At 28.7% G+C, this 16,555-nt stretch carries 14 protein-coding genes; 6 read left to right on the top strand and 8 right to left on the bottom strand.

Annotated features, from left to right (window positions below; genetic code table 11):
• Positions 1-63: 63 nt before the first annotated feature.
• Positions 64-1,665, top strand: a complete 1,602-nt coding sequence (locus tag QIA46_RS00780; protein WP_317268103.1) for a hypothetical protein — start codon at positions 64-66, stop codon at positions 1,663-1,665.
• Here QIA46_RS00780 and alr read toward each other — a convergent pair.
• The 6 genes from alr to QIA46_RS00750 all read right to left on the bottom strand — a co-directional run bounded on the left by alr (position 1,657) and on the right by QIA46_RS00750 (position 6,485).
• A complete protein-coding gene (alr, locus tag QIA46_RS00775; RefSeq protein WP_317268559.1) occupies positions 1,657-2,775 on the bottom strand; it encodes an alanine racemase in 1,119 nt (372 codons plus the stop codon). The genes QIA46_RS00780 and alr overlap by 9 nt on opposite strands.
• 48 nt (positions 2,776-2,823) lie before the next feature.
• Positions 2,824-3,498 carry a S2/P23 family protein gene (locus QIA46_RS00770; RefSeq protein WP_301341343.1) on the bottom strand — a complete coding sequence of 225 codons (675 nt, stop codon included), beginning with the start codon at positions 3,496-3,498 and terminating at the stop codon, positions 2,824-2,826.
• 23 nt (positions 3,499-3,521) lie between these two features.
• Positions 3,522-4,313 carry a S2/P23 family protein gene (locus QIA46_RS00765; RefSeq protein WP_317268102.1) on the bottom strand — a complete coding sequence of 264 codons (792 nt, stop codon included), beginning with the start codon at positions 4,311-4,313 and terminating at the stop codon, positions 3,522-3,524.
• Positions 4,314-4,471: 158 nt separating this feature from the next.
• Positions 4,472-4,888, bottom strand: coding sequence for a hypothetical protein (locus QIA46_RS00760; protein ID WP_071891972.1), 417 nt, complete (start codon positions 4,886-4,888; stop codon positions 4,472-4,474).
• Between the two features lie 3 nt (positions 4,889-4,891).
• A complete protein-coding gene (locus QIA46_RS00755) occupies positions 4,892-5,320 on the bottom strand; it encodes a hypothetical protein (protein WP_317268101.1) in 429 nt (142 codons plus the stop codon).
• A 28-nt stretch (positions 5,321-5,348) separates the two neighbouring features.
• Positions 5,349-6,485, bottom strand: coding sequence for an LIC_12708 family protein (locus QIA46_RS00750; RefSeq protein WP_317268100.1), 1,137 nt, complete (start codon positions 6,483-6,485; stop codon positions 5,349-5,351).
• Positions 6,486-6,546: 61 nt separating this feature from the next.
• On the opposite strand from QIA46_RS00750, the gene secA reads away from it, so the two are divergent.
• Positions 6,547-9,246 (top strand): preprotein translocase subunit SecA, encoded by a 2,700-nt coding sequence (gene secA, locus QIA46_RS00745; protein ID WP_317268099.1) that lies wholly within the window; start codon positions 6,547-6,549, stop codon positions 9,244-9,246.
• A 15-nt stretch (positions 9,247-9,261) separates the two neighbouring features.
• Entirely contained in the window at positions 9,262-9,873 is a 612-nt protein-coding gene (locus QIA46_RS00740) for a superoxide dismutase (RefSeq protein ID WP_317268098.1), read from the top strand.
• Between the two features lie 62 nt (positions 9,874-9,935).
• On the opposite strand, the gene nagB is transcribed toward QIA46_RS00740, so the two are convergent.
• Together nagB and nagA are read right to left on the bottom strand one after the other, a co-directional pair.
• Positions 9,936-10,742 carry a glucosamine-6-phosphate deaminase gene (gene nagB / locus QIA46_RS00735; RefSeq protein ID WP_317260046.1) on the bottom strand — a complete coding sequence of 269 codons (807 nt, stop codon included), beginning with the start codon at positions 10,740-10,742 and terminating at the stop codon, positions 9,936-9,938.
• 26 nt (positions 10,743-10,768) lie between these two features.
• On the bottom strand, positions 10,769-11,974 hold the full coding sequence (nagA, locus tag QIA46_RS00730; RefSeq protein ID WP_317260045.1) for an N-acetylglucosamine-6-phosphate deacetylase: 1,206 nt from the start codon (positions 11,972-11,974) through the stop codon (positions 10,769-10,771).
• Positions 11,975-12,148: 174 nt separating this feature from the next.
• Between nagA and fliD the strand changes: the two genes are divergently transcribed.
• The 3 genes from fliD (at position 12,149) to QIA46_RS00715 (ending at position 16,552) form a co-directional block, all read left to right on the top strand.
• The gene (fliD, locus tag QIA46_RS00725; protein ID WP_317268097.1) at positions 12,149-14,146 is read left to right on the top strand and encodes a flagellar filament capping protein FliD; all 1,998 of its coding nucleotides are present in this window, start codon (positions 12,149-12,151) and stop codon (positions 14,144-14,146) included.
• A 126-nt stretch (positions 14,147-14,272) separates the two neighbouring features.
• On the top strand, positions 14,273-15,283 hold the full coding sequence (flaB, locus tag QIA46_RS00720) for a flagellin FlaB (protein WP_301341334.1): 1,011 nt from the start codon (positions 14,273-14,275) through the stop codon (positions 15,281-15,283).
• A 150-nt stretch (positions 15,284-15,433) separates the two neighbouring features.
• On the top strand, positions 15,434-16,552 hold the full coding sequence (locus QIA46_RS00715; protein WP_317268096.1) for an ATP-binding cassette domain-containing protein: 1,119 nt from the start codon (positions 15,434-15,436) through the stop codon (positions 16,550-16,552).
• Positions 16,553-16,555: the final 3 nt, after the last annotated feature.

Below are 16,555 nucleotides of genomic sequence, written 5' to 3'. Positions count from 1 at the left end.
TTGATAGATTTATTGTATAATAAAATCTATCAAAATAGGATTGATTTATCAAGGAATTTATTCATGCTATTTATAATATTTTTTATTAGTGCTTCTCTTTTTTCAAAAGAAGTTTATTATAGGTTTGCAGATTATTCTGCTAATTACAGTATAGTGGGCAAATATGAGATTACAAAAGAAGAATCTGAGGAAGAGTACGGATATAAATTTACTTATGATCGCAATAATAATCTTATTTTGGTTGATTATATTGGTAAGCTTAGCATTTTAATGCCTTCTTTTTTTAATGCAAGCCAAATTAAAATAGAAAGGTCTAAGCGCAGTGAAAGACGCATATTTCTAAATAGGGGGCTTGCTTTTAAAAATAATAATAGTGTTTATATTGAACATATAGAATATATGAGTGATGGCAGGATTAAAAATATTTTTAATTATAATAGATCTAATGAAATGGTTAGGGATAAATATGATGTTTCTTATTACCATTTTTTATACGATAATGAGAGAGAGTTTAGTGTGTACAGATTTAATGAATCAGGAATTCAAATCAAAGATTTAAATGGTGTATATTTTACAAAGATTAGCTATGATCATGCTAAATTTGTTAAAACGGTTTTGTATTACGATGAAAATGGTTATATCGTAAGATCAAAAAATGGTACTTGTGGGTTTAGATTAACTTATGATGCTAATCATAATCTTATTAAAGAGGAATATCTTGATAAATCAGCTCATGTTGTTTCAAATCCATTTTCTGTGGCTACTAAAATATATCATTATGATGTTGATGGAAAGGTTATTGAGATTTTAAATTACGACATTAATAATAATTTGACTCCTGATGAAAATAATGTAGCAATTTATCGTTATGAATATTATTTTAAAGATAAAGATTGCTATTACAAAGAATATAATTATGACAATAATAATAATTTAACAATCAGTCAAAATGGGTATGCCATGAAGAAGACTATTTTTTATATCCAAAATAATGAGAAAAGGGTAATAAACTACAGTAATAAGATCAATAAAAACTATAATAGAGATATTCCGACTGTTTATGAGGAAAAGTATGAAATAATGGATAATTTTAAAGGCATTGCTATTTATAGTTATAAATATGATAATAATTTTTATCTAATAGAAAATATTTTTTTTGATAAAAATTTTAATTTAATAGCTGATTTTAAAGGCGTGATGATTTACAGATACGCTTACGACAAAGAAGGATTTTTGATTGCTCAAGAACATTTTGGTGGTGATTTTGTTAATCCAATAGATGATTTTGAAGGAGTTTCAAAGTATAAATTTAGTTACGATTCTAATGGCAATATGATTTCAAAGAAAAATTATTCTAAGGATGGGGTTTTGGTTGCTGATTGTAATTTTGTTTTTGAGTATTTATATGAATATGATAAACAAAATAGGCTTATTTCTCAAAAAAATTTTGGCAGTTTGGGACAATTGCAAGACGATATTCATGGAGTTAGTGTTTATAAATATGAATACAATAAATTTGGCAAAATATCAAAGCAGTCAAATCATGGTCCGGATTTGAGATTAAGAGATGATGTTGGAGGATTTTCAATTTATAAATGGATTTATGATTCTAGAGGCAATTTAATAGATTTTCAAAAATTTGATTCTTTGGGTAATTTAATCTAAGTATTTTTTTTTATCATATTTACCTATATTGCATAGCAATTCATAATTACTTCTTTTGGAAAATTTGCTCATTTCATCTATGCTTAATTTTTCTGATACAATTTCTACTTTTGAACCCGTTTTAACTTTTAGGTCTTTAGGAATTTCTACTATTGTTAGATTCATGCAAACTTTTCCTCGTATTTTACATTTTTTATTGTTTATTAAAAAATAAAAATCATTACTTATATTTTGAGGTATTCCATCAAAATATCCGATTGGAATAATTCCTATTTTTATATCTTCTTTGGCTTGAAATGTGCCTGAATATGAAATTTTTTCACCCTTTTTTACATTTTTGATAAATATTACTTTTGAAAATAAACTTAATACGGGCTTAAAATTTAAAGTAGGTTTTTTGTTTTTTGGGGATGGACAATAGCCGTAAAGAATAAGGCCTGGTCTTATCATGTTAAATTGTGAACTTAGTTTGTAATCGATAATGTGTCCCGAATTGGAAATATGGACAAATTTGGGATTAATATTTTTTTGTTTTAGTATTTCTAAAAAAAACAAGAATTGTTCTATTTGTTTTTGTGTGGTTTTAACGTCTTCTGTTGATGGGAGATGTGAGCAGACCCCTTCTAGTTCTAGAAATTTTGAATTTTGAATATATGTGGCTATTTCAAGGGCGCCATCTGTTTTTATTCCATATCTATTCATTCCAATATCAATTTTTAAGTGAACTTTTATTTTATTTTTTTGCAATGCACATTCTTTTTCTATTAAAAATAGATATTCAAAATCAGCAACAAATGGTACTAACTCAAGTTTAATTAAATTTTTAATTTCTTTTTTATCCACTTTAATGTACATTAATATTTTTATATTTTTATCAATTTTTTTAAGTATTTTAGCATCTTCAATATTAGAAAGTCCAAAATAATTTATTTTTTTTGATTTTAAAAATTTAAAAATTTTTATAAGCCCGTGACCATAAGCGTCACCTTTTAAAGTGGCCACTATTTCTTTATTGCCAATTTTATTTTTAATTAAATTTAAATTATGTTCTAAATTATTTAAATTTATTGTTATTGTTTTGTTACTACTCATTGTTTTATTATTATAAATTTAGCTCTCTTAGAGAAGTAAAAATCTTTTTTTTATTAATTTATAAGTTTATTCTATAACGGGTATTGGGAATTTTGTTATTTGATTACCTTTAAAATGTAATCTTAATTTTTTTTGAAAATCATTATATATTTTAGGGTTAATTCTAATTTCATATTTTTTAGTTTCTTTATTTATATTATTTTCCACTGTTATTGCTGCTAAAATATAATACCAGTTATTATCTTTGTAATATTCTGCAATTGTTTTTGAAAGAGATTCAGTTCTTAATGTGCCAAATGAGTAAGCGTCTTTTGCAAGTTCTTTTTTTGATTGTTGTTTTCCACTAGTAAGACTACTTAATCTATTAATAAAATTGCCTTTATCGGGACTTAAAAATTCTAATTTTGTGATTTTGTATTTCTTGGAAGCCTCGTTTGATAAGTCAAATGAAATAATAGCAGAAGATCCGATTTTTGAAAATACATTTATAAATGAATAACTAATTCCAACAAGTTCTTGTATAAGGCCTCCATTTAAATCTACTAATTCCATGTAGGGCTGGCTAATTGCGACATCAACAGATGCAAGCAAAAAACTTTGTTTTAGTTTTTTAATTTCTGTTTTTATATTTTCTTTTACAATATAATTTTCATTTTCGAAGATATTAATTTCGTTTTCAGAAAAAATATTTTTAGCTAGAGAAAGAATTATCACCGTTAAAATAAATTTTTTAATGCTCATAAGATATTTCCTTTTGTTTGTATTTATATGTCTTCAAATAAATCCCCAGCTATGTCTTTTAATATAGAATTTTCTTTTAGTACTTCTTTTAAAAATTCAATAATTAATTTTGAATTAAGGGAAATTTTATAAATTTTAGTTTCTTGAGTAAGTTTATTTTTGACAGTTAAATCTGCAAGCATATAATTCCATTGATCATTTTTATATGTTAATTTAAAAGCATTTTTAATCTCGTCACTCATCAATATTCCAAATGGGTATGCAGTAACATATCCTTCTTCTTGTGAATTTTCAGCAGCTAAAAGGGAATTTTTAAGCTCTAGGTTGGAACCAGCTGTTACAAGTTTAATATCTTCGATTTCATATTCTTTATCTCCATTTTTAGTTGTTTCAAAAAGTATTAATAGCGATGCGTAATAACTATATTCATTATTCATTTTTATAGGGGATATTATATAAGAATATCCAAATTTGTTTTTAAATTCTGGTATTTCTTTCCCATATTCATCCAAGATTATCATTGCCTTTGTTTTTATCCAAGTTACGTCATGATTACCATTTATGATTGGTAATTTTTTATTTAAAATTTTGCCGGATATTAAATGTAATTTTTCATCACTTATTGGCTTTCCGGTGCTGCTTTCTTGTTCTACATATGCAGATTGTGAATTTTTTGAATGTAATTTTTCAGCACGTATTGGTTTGCCAGTACTACTTTCTTGATATACAGATTGTGGTTTTTTAAAAAAAGCACAACTAATCATTAACATAGGAAGTATTATTAGTTCCAAATGCTTATATGTTCTAAATATCATTATATCTTCTTCCTTTATACCATTTACGGCCTTTATTGAGCCGGTAATTAAAATTTAAATTAAATCATAGTAATAATATAGAATGATCATGTCAAAGTCAAGTTGCTTTTTAGTAGTTTTGTTGAAAATTGTATCTTTATTTTTAATCTTGCAACATCTTACAATAAAGGTATTTCTGCTGCTAAAAAATGAATTATTCCTATAATGATTGATATAATGCCAATTAACTGCTGATTGCTTTCAAGTATTGATTTGAATTTTCCGTATTTTTTATTATTTTGAACCTCTGTTGGTAATTTTTGTTTTAAAAACAAAATAAATCCAATTAAAAATAAACTTATAGCTGGAATCAAATTTCCAATTATTGGCAATTTATAGGGCCTGATTATTTCAAGGGCACTGGTTATTAAAAATAATAATCCAAAAATGCTTTTTACCTTTTTGTTATCGTTTATTAAATTTACAAAATCTTCAAAAATTTTGAAAAAGCTCATTCTTTCTATTAATATTGGAAATGCAAGTATTATTCCCCCTAAGATGTTAAGCAAAACGGACATGAAGTATATTTGTATCATATTTTATCCCCTAGGTTTTATTCTTTTACTATAAAAGACATTATTATTGCCATTACTCTTTAGTATTATACTTAATAAACTTTCATTTTGATAGATTATATTAGCATATGTTGTAAAGTTTTTACTGCTTATGTAAAACATATTGCTTTCAATTAATTTACTGTCTAGATAAATATCTAGCTTGGCTTTTCCTAAGCTTGAAGTTTTTTTTGTTTTTATATTTATTTTTAGTGATAATCTGTCTTTGTCTTGTTTATAGTTTATTATCATTTTAATATTATTTTTAGTGTTTTCGTGATTTTGAATTCTAGGAATTAGAAAAATTTTAAAAAATAAAAGAATTACAACAAAGATTATTCCAATAATGATATGTTTTTTCATTTTTTTTTGGTATTTGATTTCTAGTTGTTGATTGCAATTAATCTGTTTCATTGTGTTGGCAAATTCAGCCCTCTTATAATTATAATTTTAATAACGTATTTAAATTCCACCAGTAAACACTAACTCCAGTTTTTCCGCCATAAAGTATGCTAAGTATTCCATCTTTAGATAAACTCTCAGAGAGAAATATTAAATTTGAAGGCTCAATTAAAGCTATTTGTTCTTTAATTGAGCCTTTGTCGTCTAATTTCCATATTAAATTGTTAGATAAATTTTTCATGTTAGTAGATGCTATTATTTTGTCTTTTTGTATTTTTATAATGTTGATAAAGCTTTCTTGTTTATCATCTAGTAAGTTTTTAGGAAGAGCGATTTTACTTATAACTTCTAATTCTTTGTTTTTTTTTAAACTCATTTTATAGATATATTGATCTTTAATTTTAATTCCAAGATCGTTTATATTTTCATTGTCACCAATGTTTTCATAGTAAGTAGTTTTTACGTAAAGAGTTTTTTTGTTAACTTCAAAAAAAACCTTGTCTATTGAAATATTGTATTTTGTCTTTTGATTGTTTATTGTTTCTAGCAGGTTTTTGTTGACGTAAATTTTATAAAGTGGAGAAAATTCTTTATTGTAAGAATATATTATATAGCCTTTGTTATATATTGATATTATTGCAATATTGCCATGCTCATCAACATTAACATCGTAAATTTGTGGGAATGGCATTCCGTTTAAACCTTCTTGCCCCAAAATTTCTACAGACGAGTTTTTGTTTAGTATTAGTATTCTCATGAAGTAGGCAATATTTTCTTTTTGATTGAATTTTGATTTTTTATTATTTAATTTGTCTGCAACAATAATAAAATCGTTTAGCGGGTATATTGCTTGAATTCCTTCAAAATCTATTTTTTTTATTTTTAAATCGGTGTTTGTTTTAAATATTCCATTTTGATATGTCTGTATTAGTTTTCCATATGAGTTGAAAATCATTAATTTATTTGTTTTTGTTTCTGCAATGTAAACTAGCCCATTATATGTTTTGATATCAAATTTTGAATTTGTAAATTTGTTATTCAGAGGCATTATTGCACCAGGAAGTGTTCCAAATGGTATTTTGAATTGTTCTTCTCCTAGTTCGTTTAAAGTTTTAGTGTTACATGATATAATTGCAAAAAGCAGGCTTAATGTAAGAGCTTTATAGTGTTTTTTCATATTTTTATATTATTATTTAAAATGACTTTAAGTCAATTATTTAGGAGAATTAATACCTACCATGTTAAAAGCAGTACTTGAGACAACTATTGGCTCAAAAAGTAAAAGAGATTTAAAAGATTATCTTCCAGCTTTAAGAAATATTAATAAGCTTGAGCGTTGGGCATTATTGTTGGCAGATGAAGATTTTTCAAAGGAGACAGAAAAGCTTAAAGATGAATTAAAATCGGGTAATTCTTTAGATAATATTTTGGAGCGAGCTTTTACTCTGTCTAGAGAAGCTGCTAGAAGGCGCCTTAAAGAAAGGCCTTATGATGTGCAAATCATTGCTGGGCTTGCTCTTCACAAAGGCAAAATAATAGAGATGAAAACGGGAGAAGGAAAAACTCTCTCTTCAGTTCAAGCAGCGTATTTAAATAGTTTGACAGGAGATGGGGTTATTATTGTTACTGTTAATGACTATCTTGCAGAGCGTGATTCCAATTGGATGAAGCCAGTTTTTGATCTTTTGGGTGTTAGCGTGGGGGTTGTTCTATCTAATATGGATTATGAGCTAAGAAAGGCTCAATATGCTAAAGACATTACTTATGTTACAAATAATGAACTTGGATTTGATTATCTAAGAGATAATATGCGTTATGATCTTAATGAAAAATCTTTAAGAAAGTTTAATTATTGTATTATTGATGAGATTGATTCTATTTTGATCGATGAGGCAAGAACCCCTTTGATTATTTCAGGGCCAACAGAGGGCAACACCAAGGCTTATCTTGAAGTTAATTCTCTTGTATCTTTTTTAAAAGAGTGCTCTAAGGATTCTAAAACCGGTGATTATCCTTTAGAAATAGATGACCTTGATGGTGATTATACTGTTGATGAAAAGGCCAAAAGAATTTCTTTTACTGCTAAAGGGCTTAATAATCTTGAACAACTTTTAGTTTCTAGGGGCATTATTAACGGGTCTATGTATAATGATTTAAATTTTAATTATGTTCATTATATGACTCAAGCTTTAAAAGCGCATTTACTTTTTTTAAAAAACAGAGAGTATATTGTTGGTGATTCTGGTGTTGAGATTGTAGATGAATTTACCGGGAGAGTTTTAACAGGGCGAAGATATTCTGATGGACTTCATCAAGCTATTGAGGCTAAAGAAGGAGTTAGAGTTGCTAATGAAAATAAAACTATGGCAACTATTACTTTTCAAAATCTATTTAGAATGTTTAATAAGATTTCTGGTATGACAGGTACAGCCGATACAGAAGCTAAGGAATTTCATAAAATATATAATCTTGATGTAGTTGTAGTTCCAACAAATAGATTGTTAGCACGAATAGATGAGAATGATACTATTTATTATACGGAAGAATTTAAATTTAATGCGATTACAGATGAGGTTTATAAAACTTACAAAAAGGGTCAACCGGTTTTAGTGGGAACTGTTTCTATTGAAAAATCTGAGATTTTATCAGCCATGTTTAAAAGTAGGGGGATTAAGCATGAAGTTCTTAATGCAAAAAATCATTCTCGAGAGGCATTTATTATTGCTGAGGCTGGAGCAAAACATGCGGTTACAATAGCAACAAATATGGCTGGTCGTGGTACGGACATTAAACTTGGGGGCAATATTGAACACAGAGTTAGGAAAAAAATCGGAACTAATGTAAGCCTTGAAGAATTTCAAGAGGCTGTTAAAAATGAGAGGGAAAATTACCTAAAAGATTATAATGAGGTTAAAAGTCTTGGTGGGCTTTATGTTATTGGAAGCGAACGTCACGAGTCAAGGCGGATAGACAATCAGCTTCGTGGACGTAGTGGAAGACAAGGTGATCCTGGGCGATCAAGATTTTATGTATCGCTTGAGGACGATTTAATGCGTCTTTTTGCTGGAGACAATCTAAGATCATTAATGGGCAAGCTTGGAATGGCAACAGGAGAGCCTATTACACATTCTCTTTTAACTAAATCTTTGATTAATGCTCAAAAACGAGTAGAAGACAGAAATTTTGAAATTAGAAAGCATTTGTTAGAGTATGACGATGTTATTACAAAGCAAAGAGATTTTATTTATGCTCAGAGAAACTCTATTCTTGAAGATACAGCTATTAAGGATCGTATTCTTGTTGCTTTAGAAGAATATCTTAGTTTTTTAATTGAAGGGACAAAGAGTAGTACAGTTTCAAATGTTTTTTTAAATGAAGTAAATTCAATTTTTGCTTATATGCTTGAAAGTCTTGGTTCTATTGAAAATATTAATTCTCTTGATTTAAAGGCCAAGTTAATGCAAATAGCAAAGGAAAATTTAGATGAAAAGGAAAATTTGATTGGTAGAGATCTTTTTAATGGATTTTTAAGATATGAATATTTGAAAAATATTGATTTTAAATTTCAAGAACATCTTGCAAATTTAGACTCTTTAAGAGAGGCTGTTTATTTAAGATCTTATGCTAATAAAAATCCAATTACAGAATACAAAGAAGAAGGATTTTCAATATTTAGCGAGCTTATTAAAGACATTAAAGTTTCTACCATAAGACGTGTTCTTCAGTTAAAATTGGATAGCAATTCTTCCGATTTTAAGACAACAAAGAAGTCTAGGAATGTTAAATCAATTCATAAAGAACTTTCTGGAATTGTTATTAATGAGAATAAAAGTGTTTCTAATGTTCAGGTGGTTAGAAGTTCTCCTAAAATAGGTAGAAATGAGTCTTGTTATTGTGGAAGTGGAAAGAAATATAAAAATTGTCACGGCAAAAGTTAAAACAGGAGGTTTTTTATGTTTAAGCTGCCAGAACTTGGTTACGATTATGATGCTGTTGAGCCTTATATTGATGCTAAAACTATGGAAATTCACCATAGCAAGCACCATAATGGTTTTGTAATGAATTTGAATTCTATTTTGGAAAAAATGGATAAAATTCATTTAACAGATGTGTCAAATATATTAAAAAATATGCATGATTTTCCAGAAGAATTTCAAACTTTAATAAAAAATAATGCTGGGGGTTATTCTAACCATACTTTATATTTTAGAACTTTAAGGCCGGGAAACAAGGATAATCTTTTTGAAAAATTTAAAGACGATATTAATGCAGCTTTTGGAAGCCTAGATGTTCTTAAGGCTAATTTGAAAGATACCGCGATGAAAATTTTTGGAAGTGGTTGGGCGTGGTTAGTATTGTGCCCTGATAATGGGCTTAAAGTGATTTCAATGCCCAATCAGGATAGTCCTTTGATGAATTCTTATAAACCAATTTTAGGTATTGATGTTTGGGAGCATGCTTATTATCTTAAATATCAAAATAGAAGAATTGAATATGTTGATGCATTTTTAAAGGCTTTAAATTGGGAAGAAGTTTCAAAAATTTACAATGAAGTTGATAATTAGCCCTTATTTTATAAAGATTTTCAATCTTATATTTAGTATTTTACTTTAAAAATTTAATTAGTTTATTTTAAGTCATTATTAAAGTTTTCTCTTTCTATATCATTAAAGTATTCTACTGTTCCTACTTTTAATTCGTAAGTTGCGTTTTTGTCAGATACTATAATTGTGTTTTTATGTAGTTGAAGCGCGCTAATTGTCCACATATGATTAATGCCTTTTTCAATGGCATGTTTTAGTGCTCTTGCTTTGCTGTGGCCGTTTACTATTATTAAAATTTCTTGTGAATCCATGATTGTTCCAACCCCAACAGTTAGTGCACTTTTGGGAACTTTACTCAGATTGCCTTCAAAAAATCTTGAATTAGCAATGATTGTGTCTTGGGTTAAGGTTTTAATTCTTGTTCTTGATGTTAGGGAGGATCCGGGTTCGTTAAAAGCAATGTGACCATCAGGTCCGATTCCACCTACAAAAAGCATGATTCCTCCGAAAGATTTGATTTTTTTTTCATACTCTTCACATTCTTTTTCAAGATTTAAAGCATTTCCATTTAGTATATTTATGTTTTCTTTTTTAATATCAATGTTAGAAAAAAAATTTTTCCACATAAATGAATGGTAACTTTGAGGATGATTTTTTTCAATTCCTATATATTCATCCATGTTAAAAGTTATGACATTTTGAAATGAAATTTTTTTATTTTTATTTAATTCAATTAAATTCTTATACATACCAATTGGGGAACTTCCCGTTGGAAGTCCAAGGATAAATGGTTTTTCTTTTGTTGGAGAAAATTCTTTAATTTTTTGTGCTACGTGATTGGCTGCCCATCTTGATATGTCTTCGTATGTAGGTCTGACTATTAATCTCATTTTGATCCCCTTAAAATGGTTTAAAGTTATAGATTGTTAAAAATTATTTTAGATTCTATCATTGTTAACTTTAGATTAAAATCTTTATCTAAGACATTGATGCTTGCATCATATCCGTGACATATTAATCCCTTTTTATCAATATTTAGGATTCTTGTTGGATTGTAAGAGCTTGCTTGAACGGCATCGCTTAAGCTGTATCCGAATTCTACTAAATTTTTAAGACCTTGTATCATTGTGAGTGTTGATCCGGCTATTGTGTTGCTTTTCACGCTATGGAATAATCCATCTTCTGCGATATAAACCTCATCTCCGTTTGCAATTAGTTTTCCACAAGTTTGACAATTTGGAGTAAGTCCGTCAGTTACAAGGACTATTTTACTTATATCTTTAAGCTTTCTAAGCATTAAAACTAATTTTGGATGTATATGGTGGCCATCTGCAATAATTTCGCAAGAAACATCGCCATGTATTAATACTGCTCCTATTGCATTTGGATTCCTGTGGTCAAGTTTTGACATTGCGTTGAAAAAATGGGTTGTGTGAAGTATTCCAACTTGAAATCCCTCTATCATATTTTCATATGTTGCGTTTGTATGTCCTGCTTGAAGGTTTATATTGTTTTCAAGGCAAAATATTGCAAGTTCTCTCATGCCTTTAAGCTCAGGAGCAACAGTCATTGTGCTTATGTGTGTTTTTCTTTTGCCGTTTGATCCCGCAAATACTCCGCCAGCCGCATCTATTAGTTTTTGCATAACTTTAATACTAGGTTCATGAAGATGAGAAACAGGGTGCGCTCCTTTTTTTTCAGGAGAAAAAAAAGGCCCTTCAAGGTGAAGTCCCAAAATTTTAGCTCCTTTTTCTTTACCTATTGCTGCTGTGCAAGCTTTTATTGCTTCAATCATTTCATCTATTGGTCTTGGATAAATAGTAGGCAAAAATCCTACTACACCGTATTGAGCTAAATGTTCTGACATTTTGAGTATTGATTCTGTTGAACATTGATCTGTTCCATAACCGTGAAATCCATGAATGTGATTGTCATAAAGACCAGGAGTTATATAATTGCCTTTTGTGTCAATCATCTGGTACTCTTCCAGATCCATTTTTTTAAGTCTATCAGATGTTACAATATCAAAAATTTTATTGTCTTTAATCAGAACTGCCGAATTATCCAGTTTATCATTTCCAGTTAAAACGGATTTTGAGTTAAATAAGCAAAAATTTGGCATTTTTATACCCCTTTTAATTTATTTTACTATAAACATTAATTTTTTTTAAAGTTTTACTTTTTATACTTTTTTATTTTAAATTGTTTGGATGCTTAAAAGTTTATTTTTTTTATTACATATTATATTTTATTTTCGATTTTATTAATGATATAATTTACCCCGGAGGGCGTTATTTTGGCATCAGGATTTTTTGTTCCTGGACTTGAGAGTAAATATAATACTAAAGAAATTCGTGAATCCATGCTTAAGTCCGATAAAGCTAAAATTGATACTTCTTTCAAAAAGCTTGAATCTTTAGAACAAGAGAAAAGTGCTTGGCAGTTAATTAATAGAAAAATCTCTACTTTAAATTCTCTTGCAAAAGAAATTACATCGCTTAACAGTCCTTTTAATCTAATGTCGGGAAATTCTAGCAATAGCGAGGTTTTAACCTTGTCTACTAGATATGGATCTAAGAATGAGACTCATAAATTAATTGTTGATCAAATAGCATCAGCTGATGTGTTTTTGTCTGCAAATTTTGATCCTAAAAAAGTTACAATTCCAGAAGGAGATTATATATTTTTAGTTGGCAAGAAGGAAATTAATGTAAAAAGCAACGGTAATATTGATTTACTTGTAAAGGATATTAATAACAAGGGAAAGGGTTTTTTATCTGCAAAAATAGTAAAAAGCGATAAAAATGGAAACAGTCGTTTTGTTTTGCAATCCTTAAAGGAAGGCAAAGAAAACAAACTTGTTATCAAAGGAGAGGGATTGTCTTTTGCTAAGCAAATTGGTATTTTGAGTGAACTTAAAACTAATTTTAATCCCAGTCTTTCAGATATTGCTGTAAATCAATCTAGCAGTAATAATAGACTTGCTTTTGAGAACAATAGTCTTGTTTTAAATCCGCTTTCAGAAGTATCAATTGAAATTCCTGAAGACATTGAAATTACATCTAGGAGTAAAATTAAATTTAAAGTTAAATATTTTGATACAGGCCTAGAAGAGCCTGATAGCAAGATTATTTTTAATCCCGGAGGGGCTACATTTAAGGATGCAAAAGTTGACAGTGAAGATAGTGTAGTTGATCTTGGATCTGATTTAAAAACTCCTTTGGAGAAAAAATATATTCAAATGAATATGGTTAAAATAAGTAGCAAGGAAGGTTCTTTAGAGCTTCCTTTAATAAATATTTCAAATGATTTTGAAGAAGTTGAAGTTGATGTTGGAGCTCTTTCTAATCTGGAAGAAATAAATATTGAAAATAAAGCAAATAATAAAGTAATTGTTATTAGTAATGTTGAAATTTTTGATCCCAAAAATAGAGATGGTTATTTGCCAATAAATGCTAAAAGTTTTGCTGAGAATGCAAAAATTAAATTTGATGGAGTAGATGTTGAGAGAGATTCAAATGTTATTAATGATTTAGTTCCAAATGTGACATTAAGTTTAAAAAAAGCCTCAAGCGATGTGGTTGAAGCTAAAGTTGAGCCCGATTATGAAGAGATTAAGAGGGTTCTTTTGGATTTTATTGGTGCTTATAATGAGGTTCTTGCTGAGATTAATATTGTAAGCTCCAATGAAGATCAACCCAGCAATCAAAAATCTAATATAGTTGAAGAGCTGACATATCTTAGTGATTCTCAAAAAGAAGAGGCTTATAAAAATTTAGGTATTCTAAGGTCTGAATTTTTATTGAAAAATCTTAAGTCTAGACTAGAGTCAATAATTTTTAAACCCTATGTTACTAGTGATCCTAATTTTTCAATAATTAATCAAATGGGAGTGTTTACCAATTCTATTTCTTCTTCTGGTGGACTTTCTAGATATTTAAGGCTTGATGAGAAAAAGTTTGATGAATCAATTCGTAATAATATTGATAATGTTAGAGAACTTTTTTTATTTGACCTTAATGGGGACAGAGTATATGATAATGGAATTGCTAAAATGCTAGGAGATTGTCTGTCGCCTCTTGTAGCTTCTGGAGGAGTTATTTATAATAAAATAAAAAATTACGACTTGAAAATTTTTAATCAAAAAAATAAAGTTGAAGATTATAAAAAGAAATACGAAGATAGAGAGAGAAAAGTGGAGGGTGATCTTAATACCTTAGATTTTACTGTTAAGCGTATGAAAGATCAAGAAAATACATTAAGAGCTTTTGATTTTAATCAAAGAAATAAATAATAACAATTATTTTTAATGCTATTGCTGTCTGAGTTTCTTTTTTTTAAATTTTTGTGCTATTCTTTTTAACAGGCAAAAGGATTTGCCAAAAACAAATAATTAAATTTAATCATGGAGGAATGATATATGATTATAAATCATAATACATCAGCTATTAATGCTTCAAGAAATAATGGTATTAATGCTGCTAATCTTAGCAAAACTCAAGAAAAGCTTTCTAGTGGGTATAGAATTAATCGAGCTTCTGATGATGCTGCTGGTATGGGAGTTTCTGGTAAGATTAATGCTCAAATAAGAGGTTTGTCACAAGCTTCTAGAAACACTTCTAAAGCTATTAATTTTATTCAGACAACAGAAGGAAATTTGAATGAAGTAGAAAAAGTTTTAGTAAGAATGAAAGAATTGGCAGTTCAATCAGGTAACGGCACATATTCAGATGCAGACAGAGGTTCTATACAAATTGAAATAGAGCAACTTACAGACGAAATTAATAGAATTGCTGATCAGGCTCAATATAACCAAATGCACATGTTATCAAACAAATCTGCTTCTCAAAATGTAAAAACAGCTGAAGAGCTTGGAATGCAGCCTGCAAAAATTAACACACCAGCATCACTTTCAGGGTCTCAGGCTTCTTGGACCTTAAGAGTTCATGTTGGAGCAAACCAAGATGAAGCTATTGCTGTAAATATTTATGCAGCTAATGTTGCAAATCTTTTCTCTGGTGAGGGAGCTCAAACTGCTCAGGCTGCACCTGTTCAAGAAGGTGCTCAGCAAGAAGGAGCTCAACAGCCAGCACCTGCTACAGCGCCTTCTCAGGGTGGAGTTAATTCTCCTGTTAATGTTACAACCACAGTTGATGCTAATACATCACTTGCTAAAATAGAAAATGCTATTAGAATGGTAAGTGACCAAAGAGCAAATTTGGGTGCTTTCCAAAATAGACTTGAATCTATAAAGAATAGTACTGAGTATGCAATTGAAAATCTAAAAGCATCTTATGCTCAAATAAAAGATGCTACAATGACAGATGAGGTTGTGGCAGCTACAACTAACAGCATTTTAACACAATCTGCAATGGCAATGATTGCGCAGGCTAATCAAGTTCCCCAATATGTTTTGTCATTGCTTAGATAAAATTCTAATTTAATTGGTACAAATTTTTAACAAAAGATCCTTTAAGGGGTCTTTTGTTTTTTATTTCGGATCGGCAAAAATTTAATAATTTTAGTATAATTTATAATGATGTGTTATGAAGTATAATGCAGGCTTATTGAGGAGTTTGCTTTGAGTAGGGTTGCTGTTAAAATCAAAGATTGTTATAAAGTATTTTCGTATTATGTTGACAAAAAGCAGATAAGTCAAGCTATAAAAAATTATGAAGATGGCAAAGATAGAATGCAAATCTACAAAGAATCTTCTATTTTTATTGCAAATGCCAATATTAATCTTGATGTTTATGAAAATGAAATTTTAGTTATTATGGGTATGTCAGGTTGTGGCAAGTCTACTTTAGTCAGGTGTTTAAATGGTATCTATAAAATAGATTCAGGATCTATTTTGGTAAATAATATGGAAATGAATGCTATAAATCGCAAAGATCTTTCTAATTTAAGAAAAGATAAATTTGCAATGGTTTTTCAAAACTTTGGACTTTTCCCTCATATGAATGTATTGAGAAACGTTACTTATGGGCTTGAGGTTAAACATGTTCCCAGGAAGATCAGAGAAGAGCGTGCTATTGAGGTATTAAATCTTGTGGGGCTTGAAGATTCAAAATATAAGTATATTAATGAACTTTCTGGGGGAATGAAGCAAAGAGTTGGAATAGCAAGAGCATTAGTGGTTAATCCAGATATTCTTTTAATGGATGAGGCTTTTTCGGCGCTTGACCCTTTAATTAAAGGAGAAATGCAGGAAGAACTTTTAAGGCTGGTAGCTAAACTTAAAAAAACAGTTGTGTTTATTACTCACGATTTAATTGAAGCTTTTAAATTGGGACATAGAATTGCTTTTATGAGAGATGGAAAAATCATTCAAGTTGGCAAACCTTTAGAAATTTTAGCTAATCCTAGTACAGATTTTATATCTGATTTTATTAAAAATTTACCTGTTTTAAATATTTTAAAAATAAAAGATATTTTAAAAGATGATTTTGATTTAAACTCTGATAGTGATAATGGTTTAAATGTTATTATCAAATGTCAAGGTGAAAATTTTAGTTTATATGACAAAATTCTCAATAAAAGGTATGATAATCTTATATCTTTAAATTTAGATTTAAATGATGAGATAAAAAAGATTGTTGAATATTTGAATAAGCAGGATTATTTAATAATAAAAGAAAAGGGAACCATTGTTGGCTATGTTAGTTTAAATGAAATCTCTGATTTATTATCAAGATAGGAA

It is taken from the genome of Borreliella carolinensis (assembly GCF_032595855.2).
Lineage (GTDB): Bacteria > Spirochaetota > Spirochaetia > Borreliales > Borreliaceae > Borreliella > Borreliella carolinensis.
The sequence above is the reverse complement of the archived record's forward strand: the minus strand, read 5'-3'. Positions and strand labels throughout refer to the sequence as shown.

Coding starts and splice junctions, on each gene's coding strand:
- QIA46_RS00780 (WP_317268103.1), top strand. CDS start 64: ATGCTATTTATAATATTTTTTATTAGTGCTTCTCTTTTTTCAAAAGAA.
- QIA46_RS00770 (WP_301341343.1), bottom strand. CDS start 3,498: ATGAGCATTAAAAAATTTATTTTAACGGTGATAATTCTTTCTCTAGCT.
- QIA46_RS00765 (WP_317268102.1), bottom strand. CDS start 4,313: ATGATATTTAGAACATATAAGCATTTGGAACTAATAATACTTCCTATG.
- QIA46_RS00760 (WP_071891972.1), bottom strand. CDS start 4,888: ATGATACAAATATACTTCATGTCCGTTTTGCTTAACATCTTAGGGGGA.
- QIA46_RS00755 (WP_317268101.1), bottom strand. CDS start 5,320: ATGAAACAGATTAATTGCAATCAACAACTAGAAATCAAATACCAAAAA.
- QIA46_RS00750 (WP_317268100.1), bottom strand. CDS start 6,485: ATGAAAAAACACTATAAAGCTCTTACATTAAGCCTGCTTTTTGCAATT.
- secA (WP_317268099.1), top strand. CDS start 6,547: ATGTTAAAAGCAGTACTTGAGACAACTATTGGCTCAAAAAGTAAAAGA.
- QIA46_RS00740 (WP_317268098.1), top strand. CDS start 9,262: ATGTTTAAGCTGCCAGAACTTGGTTACGATTATGATGCTGTTGAGCCT.
- nagB (WP_317260046.1), bottom strand. CDS start 10,742: ATGAGATTAATAGTCAGACCTACATACGAAGACATATCAAGATGGGCA.
- nagA (WP_317260045.1), bottom strand. CDS start 11,974: ATGCCAAATTTTTGCTTATTTAACTCAAAATCCGTTTTAACTGGAAAT.
- flaB (WP_301341334.1), top strand. CDS start 14,273: ATGATTATAAATCATAATACATCAGCTATTAATGCTTCAAGAAATAAT.